The sequence below is a fragment of the Rhodococcus sp. NPDC056506 genome (assembly GCF_042794945.1).
Taxonomy (GTDB): Bacteria; Actinomycetota; Actinomycetes; order Mycobacteriales; family Mycobacteriaceae; genus Rhodococcus_F.
In genome coordinates this window covers 83,348-92,567 of sequence record NZ_JBHTSW010000022.1, presented here as the reverse complement: position 1 = coordinate 92,567, position 9,220 = coordinate 83,348, and the positions used below count along the sequence as shown (strand labels likewise).

10 protein-coding genes are annotated in these 9,220 nt (G+C 62.5%); all 10 read right to left on the bottom strand.

All coding sequences use genetic code 11. From position 1 onward, the window contains the following. Window positions 1–2: 2 nt before the first annotated feature. Window positions 3–743: a thioredoxin domain-containing protein gene (locus ACFQ6H_RS18540; protein ID WP_378533917.1), complete on the bottom strand. Its 741-nt coding sequence runs from the start codon at window positions 741–743 to the stop codon at window positions 3–5. A gap of 42 nt (window positions 744–785) precedes the next feature. Continuing rightward, window positions 786–1,274 carry a MauE/DoxX family redox-associated membrane protein gene (locus tag ACFQ6H_RS18535; protein ID WP_283303651.1) on the bottom strand — a complete coding sequence of 163 codons (489 nt, stop codon included), beginning with the start codon at window positions 1,272–1,274 and terminating at the stop codon, window positions 786–788. 25 nt (window positions 1,275–1,299) lie between these two features. Further along, window positions 1,300–2,553, bottom strand: a complete 1,254-nt coding sequence (locus ACFQ6H_RS18530) for an MFS transporter (protein WP_378533919.1) — start codon at window positions 2,551–2,553, stop codon at window positions 1,300–1,302. Window positions 2,554–2,595: 42 nt separating this feature from the next. Continuing rightward, window positions 2,596–4,233, bottom strand: a complete 1,638-nt coding sequence (gene pgm / locus ACFQ6H_RS18525; RefSeq protein WP_378647781.1) for a phosphoglucomutase (alpha-D-glucose-1,6-bisphosphate-dependent) — start codon at window positions 4,231–4,233, stop codon at window positions 2,596–2,598. Window positions 4,234–4,330: 97 nt separating this feature from the next. After that, on the bottom strand, window positions 4,331–4,675 hold the full coding sequence (gene crcB / locus ACFQ6H_RS18520; protein ID WP_378533923.1) for a fluoride efflux transporter CrcB: 345 nt from the start codon (window positions 4,673–4,675) through the stop codon (window positions 4,331–4,333). Next, window positions 4,672–5,049 carry a fluoride efflux transporter FluC gene (locus ACFQ6H_RS18515; protein ID WP_378647779.1) on the bottom strand — a complete coding sequence of 126 codons (378 nt, stop codon included), beginning with the start codon at window positions 5,047–5,049 and terminating at the stop codon, window positions 4,672–4,674. The genes crcB and ACFQ6H_RS18515 overlap by 4 nt, the downstream gene beginning before the upstream one ends. Window positions 5,050–5,072: 23 nt before the next feature. Beyond that, window positions 5,073–5,876: a DUF1295 domain-containing protein gene (locus ACFQ6H_RS18510; protein WP_378647777.1), complete on the bottom strand. Its 804-nt coding sequence runs from the start codon at window positions 5,874–5,876 to the stop codon at window positions 5,073–5,075. Next, window positions 5,873–7,189: a class I SAM-dependent methyltransferase gene (locus ACFQ6H_RS18505; RefSeq protein ID WP_378647776.1), complete on the bottom strand. Its 1,317-nt coding sequence runs from the start codon at window positions 7,187–7,189 to the stop codon at window positions 5,873–5,875. Before ACFQ6H_RS18505 ends, ACFQ6H_RS18510 begins: the two co-directional genes overlap by 4 nt. Then, entirely contained in the window at window positions 7,186–8,475 is a 1,290-nt protein-coding gene (locus tag ACFQ6H_RS18500; protein WP_378647774.1) for a class I SAM-dependent methyltransferase, read from the bottom strand. Before ACFQ6H_RS18500 ends, ACFQ6H_RS18505 begins: the two co-directional genes overlap by 4 nt. Further along, a complete protein-coding gene (locus ACFQ6H_RS18495; RefSeq protein ID WP_378647792.1) occupies window positions 8,472–9,215 on the bottom strand; it encodes a DUF1365 domain-containing protein in 744 nt (247 codons plus the stop codon). Before ACFQ6H_RS18495 ends, ACFQ6H_RS18500 begins: the two co-directional genes overlap by 4 nt. Window positions 9,216–9,220: the final 5 nt, after the last annotated feature.

The following is a 9,220-nucleotide window of genomic DNA, read 5'->3' as shown; positions in this document are numbered from 1 at the left end:
ACTCAGGAAAGCTTGGAAACCCAGTCGCTGCTGCGCGTGTCAACAATCTTGCCGTTCGCCACTACGGTGGGGGTCCCGGTCGATCCGGCATCCTTGAGCGCCTGGCTCGCGGCTGCGGCGTTTGTTGCGGCGGCCTCGACGTTGGTGCCGGAAGAGATGCAGGTTGCCACATCCTCGGATGCTCCCGCATCCCGAGCGATCTGGGCGAGGTCGTCGTTGGTGTGATCGCTGCTGCCGCCCTCCGCAGGCTGCGTGTCGGTCGCGAAAAGCTTTGTGTGGAATGCGGAGTACGCGATCGCGTCGCCACCCTGAGCGACGCACAGCAGAGCGGCGCCGGCCCGTGTGGAGTAGTCACCGCTGCCCGACGCCCGATTGAGGAAATTCAGCATGTGGTAGCGAACGGCGACGTCACCGTTGTCAACGGCAGCCGAGAGCGCTTGGCCACTGAGGTGCTCGAGAGCAGCACAAGCCGGGCACAGCGGATCCTCGAAGAGATCAATGGTCGTTGCGGCGCTGGGCTTGCCGAGCAGCACCACGCCGTTATCCTGCACTGTGACGGCAACTTCGGAATTCTGCACGGAGCCGTAGCCGTCGTTCTGGGGCTTGTTCTTGTTGTTCGTCCACAAGACACCGCCGATGACGAGGGCCGCGATCACGAGCACTGCGAGGCCACCGATGATGTAGGTGGAGCGGCTCGAGACCGGTTCCGGCGAGTATTTGTTCTTGCTGCTCTTGGTGCTCACGCTGATGCAGTCCTTCGTGCGTCGAAACGATTTACCGATTGCTTACCTTGCCACTGAAGACTGAGTATCCACTGAGAACGCCGCGCGTGATCCGGGGCCCAATGCCAACGGCGAACGCGGGAACACGAGCAGCCACACGGCAAGCGCCATGAAGCCGAGGTCCCGGAGAATCTCCTTCAGATAGTCCCAAGCACCGACGTCAGCAGCACCGCCGCCGCCGAAACATCCACAGTCGATGGACAATCCCCTGGCCCACACCGAAATGATCACCGCGATGAGGACCGTGAGAATCACCACCGAGACTGCGGCGGATACTCGAACCGCCAGACCGACGAGGATCAGCAGTCCCAGGACTATTTCGACCAGAGGAAGAGCCGTCGCCACCGGACCCACCAGTGACTCGGGCAACAGTTGATAGGCACGCACCGCGATCTTCGTCTGCACGGGATCAAGGAACTTGAGCCCGCCGGAAATCAGCCAGACGGCCGCCAAGCCCAATCGGGCTACAAGACTCACGATACGAATTGCCACCCGATCGAGAGTACAGAATGCCCGGTCAGTCCAGGTTTGTCCGCGCAGGCGTATCCGTAAGCACCGTCACATCAGTCAGATCTTCGACGACGGATTCGACTGTCTTCGTTCGCGACGGGACGAACAACCAACCCGTAGCCGACACGACGACGACCGCTCCCATCACCGCGAAGGCCGCAGAGTACGACACATGCTGGGCGATCAGCCCGGCACAAATCGGCGCCACTACCCCACCGATGTCCGACATCATCTGGAATACCGCCAGGACGGGTCCGCCGCGAGCCGTCGACCCGACCACATCGGCAACCGCTGCTTGCTGAGCCGGGCTCATGAGCCCTGAACCGACGCCCGTCACGGCAGCGATGACAAAGAACACCACGAGGTTGTCCGTGAATCCCATCGCGATGGTGCCCACACCACAGATGAGCAGGCCGCTCACGACAAAGGGCTTGCGTCCGAAGCGGTCCGAGAGTCGTCCGGAAACGATCAACACCAACGCATTGCCGACGGCGAAGATCGTCAGGGCGTAGGCCGCAATCGACGGATCCCGATCGAGGAACTCCACGACGAACAGGGGGACCATGGCAACGCGAACTCCGAAGATGACCCCGCCGAAGGCGAGGTTCGATCCGAGCGCTGCCCGGTACACCGGCGACTGGAGGCCTTCTGTGAGAGTCATCGACTTCACATCGACAGCCTTGTCCGGTGACGCCAAATGAGATCCACGCAGGCTCACGAAGACAACGAGCGCGGCGATCACCAACGCAATTGCGTAGATGATGAACGGCATCCGGAGACCGAACTGCAACAGCGCACCGCCGACCAGCGGGCCGCCGATCGATCCCATGAGAAAGCTTGTCGCGTACAGACCCGACACGCGGCCGCGACTGTCCGGCGGTGACATGCGAATGATCAGCCCGAGAGCCGACACGGTGAACATGGTCGACCCGATGCCGCCCAACGACCGGAACAGCAGAAGTTGCCAGTACTCCCCCGCGAAAGCGCACGCGCCGGTCGAGACCGCGACGATCAGAAGGCCGACGATGTAGACCGGTCGCTCACCGAGTTTCTGTACCAAAGAGCCGCTCATCGGCGCGAACACCAATCGCATGAACGCGAAAGACGAGATCACGATCGTCGCGGCGGTGACCGATACGTCGAAGCTTCGCGCGAACTGCGGTAGCGCCGGAGCGACCAATCCGAATCCGAGGGCGATGACGAAGCTGGCGGCGACCAGTACCCAAATTTCCTGTGGCAGCTTGGCTGCACGAGTTTTCATGTCGCCCGGAATTCTAGCCGGGCGACATGAGGGGTCCGCGGGCTAGTTCGCCTTCAAGACTCCGGACACCAAGTCCTTGGCCGCTGCCTGAACCTGAGCCAGATGATCGGTGCCCTTCATCGACTCGGCATAGATCTTGTACACGTCCTCCGTGCCGGACGGCCTCGCTGCAAACCACGCATTTTCCGTCGTCACTTTGAGACCACCGATCGCCGCACCGTTTCCGGGCGCCGCTGTCAGTGTCGCGGTGATCGGCTCACCCGCCAGTTCGGTTGCACTCACCTGATCAGGAGACAGCTTTGCCAGGACTGCCTTCTGTACGCGTGTTGCGGGCGCATCGATACGTGCGTACGCGGGGCTCCCGAACTTCTCGGCCAACGCGGCGTAGTGCGCTGACGGAGACTTTCCCGTCACAGCGGTGATTTCCGATGCGAGCAGCGCAAGGATGATGCCGTCCTTGTCCGTCGTCCAGACAGAACCGTCGTGTCGGAGGAAGGACGCGCCGGCGCTTTCCTCGCCGCCGAATCCCACAGACCCGTCGAGCAATCCTGGAACGAACCACTTGAACCCGACCGGAACCTCGAGCAATTCGCGGCCCAGGCCGCTGACCACACGGTCGATCATCGAGGAACTCACGAGGGTCTTGCCGACCTTGGTATCTGCGCCCCACCCTGGCCGGTTCGCAAACAGATACTCGATGGCAACGGCGAGATAGTGATTCGGGTTCATCAAACCGCCGTCGGGAGTGACGATGCCGTGGCGGTCGGAGTCCGCATCGTTTCCGGTCGCGATGTCGTAGCGATCTCGAATCCCGATCAGCGACGCCATCGCGTCGGGCGACGAGCAGTCCATGCGGATCTTGCCGTCCGTGTCCAGCGTCATGAACCGCCAGGTCGGATCCACGAGAGGATTCACCACTTCGAGGTCGAGTCGATGAGTGTCGGCGATCGCGCCCCAGTAGTCGACACTTGCCCCGCCGAGGGGGTCTGCACCGATCCGGATTCCGGCGTCGCGGATCGCATCGAGGTTGAGGACAGAAGGGAGATCTTCGACGTAGTAGCGGAGGAAGTCGTAGCGTTCGACGCGGTCCAGCGCCTGCGCTGCCGTGACGCGCCTTACCCCGGAAAGCCCTTTGCGCAGTAGCTCGTTCGCTCGGTCGGCGATAACCGACGTCGCATCCGTGTCCGCGGGTCCGCCGTGCGGCGGGTTGTATTTGAAGCCGCCGTCACGAGGCGGATTGTGTGACGGTGTCACGACGATACCGTCGGCCTTGGCCTCCGGCCCCGTCGAGTTGTATCGCAAGATCGCGTGGCTCACAGCCGGGGTGGGCGTGTAGGCGTCGCGCGAGTCGACAAGAACGACGACGTCGTTGGCGACGAGGACCTCCAACGCGGAGAGCCAGGCGGGTTCGGACAGCGCGTGTGTATCCCGGCCGATGAACAGCGGACCGTCGATACCCTGCGAAGCGCGGTACTCGACGATCGCCTGGGTTGTCGCCAGGATATGAGCTTCGTTGAAAGCCGAGTCGAGACTGGAACCGCGATGTCCGGAAGTGCCGAAAAGTACCTGCTGCATCGGGTTCTCGGGATCGGGAGTGCGCGTGTAATACGCGGTGACCAGATGAGGAACGTCGATCAGATCCTCTGGCAGAGCCACTTGTCCTGCTCGTTCGTGCGCCACGAATCCCCCTCGGCCCGGTGGTCGACCACTGTGTCGACGCGACTGTGGACAATTGTCTACCCTGGCCGCGTGGCGTGCACGCTCGACGCCGAATACGTCAGTCCGTGATCTGGATTCCCACCCACGCAGCGGACAAGCCGACGATCAGACTGACGACGATGTAGATCAGCGAAAGCATCGTCTGACGCCGCTCGACCATGCCCACATTCTCGGTCGCGAAGGTCGAGTAGGTGGACAGGCCGCCGCAGAAGCCAGTCGCCAGGAGCGCGGCCATCTCGGTGGAAAGAGCTGCCCCGGTGAACAATCCGAGCAGAAAGCAGCCGATCACGTTCGCGGCGAAGGTTGCAGCCGGGAATCCCCTGTAAGCGGGCACATACCGCGCCAACAGGTACCGGCCGCTCGCACCCGCGCCGCCGCCGAGTGCCACCAGGAGAACCGTCATGCCGACACCCCGTCCCGCGCACGGATCCAGCGTTCACCGAGCCCTTTGCCCAGCGCTGCGGCGAGGATGGCAGGAATCAGCGTCCCGAGTACATAGAGAATCGATCGCCACGGACTCTCCGTCACCGCGTGAACCGCGAATGACGAGAAGGTCGTGAAGCCGCCGCAGAACCCGGTGCCGAGAAAGAGGTACCCCACCTTGTTGTGGACCAGCAGGGCCGCGAGTATGCCGAGAACGAACGAGCCGACGACGTTGATGACCAGCGTCGTCCAGATGTGGGGGAACAGCTCTCCCAGACCGTATCGGCTCAGTGCCCCCAATGCTCCACCGACGGCAACCGCGCTCACTGCAGCCGGCAGCTTCAGATCACCCATGCTCTCGCCTCATCCGAAAGAGCCTACGTCCCGGATCGGGCTTTCGGCGGGCGCGGAATGAAGTAGCTTGTCCGCTGCTGATATTCGCGATAGCCCGGGCGCTGTTCCATGTGTCGCTCGAGCAACCGCGCTCCGGTGGCGAAGACCAGGAAGTACGTCATCGCGATCGGCGAGAGGACGGTCAACACCCCCGGCCACACCGAGGCCGAGACGAGGAAGATCCCCCACCACACGCACGCGTCGCCGAAGTAGTTGGGATGACGCGTCCACGCCCACAAACCTTGATCCATGATGTGGCCACGGCTGCCCGGATCGGATTTGAACTCCTCCATCTGCCGATCGCCAACCGTCTCGAACGTGACGCCGACAATCCACAGCGCGATACCGAGTACAACAAGAAGCCCGAAGCTGCCGTGCGAGACCGCAGCGACCTGGATCGGCAGGGAGACGAACCACAATGAAATCCCCTGCGTGAGATAGATCTTGCGGATCGCGTAAAGCGTTCGATTGCCCGTCGTCCGTCCGAGCATTTCCTCGTACCGCGGATCTTCACCCTTGCCACGCGATCGGATCGCCATGTGCGTCGCCAACCGCAGACCCCAGATCGCCACCAGCGCAAGCATCAGCAACCGGCGCCAGAGGTCGCCGGTTCCCACTATCGCGGACACGAGCGCGATGAGAACGAAGCCGGCGCCCCACGACACGTCGACAACATTGTGGCGCCCGATCCGTACACCGATCGTGGCTGTCACTGCCATTCCGATGGCGATCGCCAGCAGACTCGTGAGCGTGACCACTCCGAATGCGCCCCAGTCGAATCCGTTCATCGCCGCGACACCCACTGCGGCCGTACCGGTTCCATACCCGATCGACCATCACCGAGCGGCCGGACCGACAAAATCTGATCGACGCCCATCCTGCCGTCGCGAAAAGCCATTCCCCCGCCGACGAGGTAGAGACGCCACACCCGAGCGACTTCGACGCCCACGAGTTCCACGACGCGGTCCCAATTCGATTCGAAAGTCCCGATCCACGCGTCCACCGTTCGCACGTAGTGCTCACGCAGGGCGTGGACGTCACGGACTTCGAGTCCGCCTTCCTCGATCATCGCAACGGTCCGGCCCACAGGCCTCATGTACATGTCCGGCGCGATGAACGACTCGATGAACGGACCTCCCCCGGGATGCGCGCCCGTGCGCGACATCTGCTGAATCAGAACACGCCCACCCGCAATAACATTGTCGTGGAGCGCTTTCACGTACTTCGAATAGTTGCCTTCGCCGACGTGCTCACCCATCTCGATCGACGCGACCGCGTCGAACGGGCCGTCGGGGATCTCGCGATAATCTTGTAATCGGATCTCGACCCAGTCTTCCAAACCGAGTGCGCGGATCTTCGCGTCGACAAATGCCTTCTGCTCAGCCGAGATAGTGATGCCGACGACCCGAGCGCCGTACTCCCGCGCTGCATGCAGGCTCAGCGAGCCCCAACCACAGCCGACGTCGAGAAACCGCAGGCCTCGCGCCCGATCAAGACCGACTTTGCGGCACACCAGGTCCAACTTGTCTGTCTGCGAGTCTTCGAGCGTGTATTCCGGTGCATCGGAAGTCCAGTATCCCGAGGAGTACGCCATGTTCTCGTCGAGAATCAGCTCGTAAAAATCGTTCGACAAATCGTAGTGGTGCCCGATCGCCTCGCGGTCGCGAGCGAGACTGTGCAAGCGGCCCTTCACTTGGGCCTGCGACGCCGGTGGAGCCAAAGGTCTCCCGAAAGCATCGAAGGACCGCGCGGCCTTGACCGCAGCGAGGACGAGCGACGGCGTCGGGGTGATCGACCCGAGTCCCCGCTCGGCAGACACCTTCCACACGTGTGTGAGCGCATCGCCCAGATCACCCTCGACGTCGAGTTCGCCGAGAACATATGCCTGCGCAGCTCCCAACTCGCCGGGATTCCAGAGCAGGCGTCGCAACACGTTCGCGCTGTAGAGCGTCACCTTCGGAGCGTCCTCCGGTCCTGCTGTGCTGCCGTCCCACGCAGTCAACCGCACCGGAAGCTCGCCGCCGACAAGTGGACTCAGAATTTCCGACAGTCGGCCCGCAACACCGGTGCCTTGGATCGCTCGATCCATCGTGGCGGTCATCGCTGGTTCCTCCGATCGAGAACAATTTGCTGAACGTCGAGATACCCCGATCGGAAGCCCGCCTCGGAATAGCAGAGATAGAAATGCCACATGCGCGCGAACACTGCGTCGAACCCGAGTGCAGACGCTTCGTCGGTGCGAGCGCTGAAACGCTCGTCCCACAGCCGCAACGTCTGCGCGTAGTGATCGCCCATCGACATCCGCTCACGCACCCGGAGCGTCGTCAAGCGTTCGGTGACATCCTCGATCGCCCGCACCGACGGGAGAAATCCACCGGGGAAGATGTATTTGTGCACCCAGGTATAGGTGTTGCGAGTCGCGAGCATTCGATCGTGCGGCATCGTGATCGCTTGAATCGCCGCGCGCCCACCCGGCGCCAACAAAGCGTCGATCGTCTGGAAGTAGCTTCCCCAGTATTGGTGTCCGACGGCCTCGATCATCTCGACCGACACAACGGCGTCGTACTCCCCCTGCACCTGCCGATAGTCGAGGAGGTCGACCTGAACGCGATCTGCCAGTCCCGCAGCGCTTATCCGCTTCGCTGCCAATTCCTGTTGTTCGACCGAAAGGGTCACCGAGCGCACCGTTGCGCCGCGCTGGGCCGCCCGGATCGCCAATTCGCCCCAGCCTGTGCCGATTTCGAGCACTCGCGAACCTGGACCGACGCCCGCGCCGTCCAGCAGGCGATCGATCTTCCGGTGCTGAGCAGCTGCGAACACATCCCACGACGGGGATGCTCCTACCGACAGATCCTCGAAGAGTGCACTGGAATAGGTCATCGTGTCGTCGAGGAACAGTTCGAACATCTCGTTCGAGAGGTCGTAGTGCCTGGAGATGTTCGAGCGCGTGTTCTGCGTCGAATTCCGCTCACTGCGAGGCTGCTTCGGAATGTACAGGCCTCGCAACCGCTGCAGGAAGTCGGGAATCAGCGTCGCGACGCGGGAGGCGAAGACTTCCAGGACCGCAGTGAGGTCGGAAGCTTCCCAGTCGCCCGCCATGTACGACTCGCCGAATCCGATCAAACCACTGTCTCCCACACGAGCGGCGAAGTCGTCCGGGCGATGAATGACCATCAACGGCGAATCCGGACTACCACCGCCGGAGAACTCACCATTCGGCATCTGAACACGCAGCGGCAAGCGCGCGACCGCCTTGTGGAACAGAGAGCGGGCAACCGGCGACGCAACCCGCACTTTGAATCCGCTGGGCACTGTGGCAACGCCTGGCCACCGCTCGGTTTCGATCGTGTGAGCGGGAGGTTCGGTGCCGAGGGTAGTTGTGGTCATTGCACTGCCTCCTGCGGGTGATGTTGCGGTCGGGGAACGATGGGTAAGCGCCTGGCCCACAGCCGGATTCCTTGAAATCTGATCTGCGCGGCGACTCGGAGCGGAGCCAGCGGGACGGAGAGCGCACTGCGGACGATCTCGCGCGTCGTTGCGGGCACGCATCGACCTGACACCGTGGCTACGAATGGCGCCTTGCCGTCTCGGGCCAGAACTATCGAAAGCGCGAGCGCGGTGTCGGGTAGTGGGAGTCGCATCCGGTACTCGCCGTCCAGATCGTTGAACGGAGACACGTAGAACTCTTTGGACGTGCGAGCGGCGCCACGTTCGTCGGGTTCGAGCAGGTAACAGTGCCGCTCGCCGTAGGTGTTGTGAACCTCTGCGACAACGCAACGCTGAGTTCCGTCGTCGTTCAAGCACCAGAACACGCTCAGCGGGTTGAAAACATGGCCGAACACACGTGCGTTCGCAAGCATAAGGATCCGGCCGCCGGAGAAGTCGAATCCGTTGGTCGCCAGAAAAGTCTCGACGTTGGTACGAATCGATCGGGTGGGGTCGCCGAGGTGATCCCCGGCGTCGAACGTAGCCAAGGGGCGCAATGCCTTCGGGAGCTCGGGCAATTCGTCGACGTCGACCAGCCAGCTGTAGCTGCGGTACTCGAACTCGTTGTGCAACGGCTGCGTTCGTACATGCCGAATGTTCGTGTGAACGATGGACGGTGTGATGGGTGCGGACGGCGTGATGGGTG

Coding starts and splice junctions, on each gene's coding strand:
- ACFQ6H_RS18530 (WP_378533919.1), bottom strand. CDS start 2,553: ATGAAAACTCGTGCAGCCAAGCTGCCACAGGAAATTTGGGTACTGGTC.
- crcB (WP_378533923.1), bottom strand. CDS start 4,675: ATGACGGTTCTCCTGGTGGCACTCGGCGGCGGCGCGGGTGCGAGCGGC.
- ACFQ6H_RS18515 (WP_378647779.1), bottom strand. CDS start 5,049: ATGGGTGATCTGAAGCTGCCGGCTGCAGTGAGCGCGGTTGCCGTCGGT.
- ACFQ6H_RS18510 (WP_378647777.1), bottom strand. CDS start 5,876: ATGAACGGATTCGACTGGGGCGCATTCGGAGTGGTCACGCTCACGAGT.
- ACFQ6H_RS18505 (WP_378647776.1), bottom strand. CDS start 7,189: ATGACCGCCACGATGGATCGAGCGATCCAAGGCACCGGTGTTGCGGGC.
- ACFQ6H_RS18500 (WP_378647774.1), bottom strand. CDS start 8,475: ATGACCACAACTACCCTCGGCACCGAACCTCCCGCTCACACGATCGAA.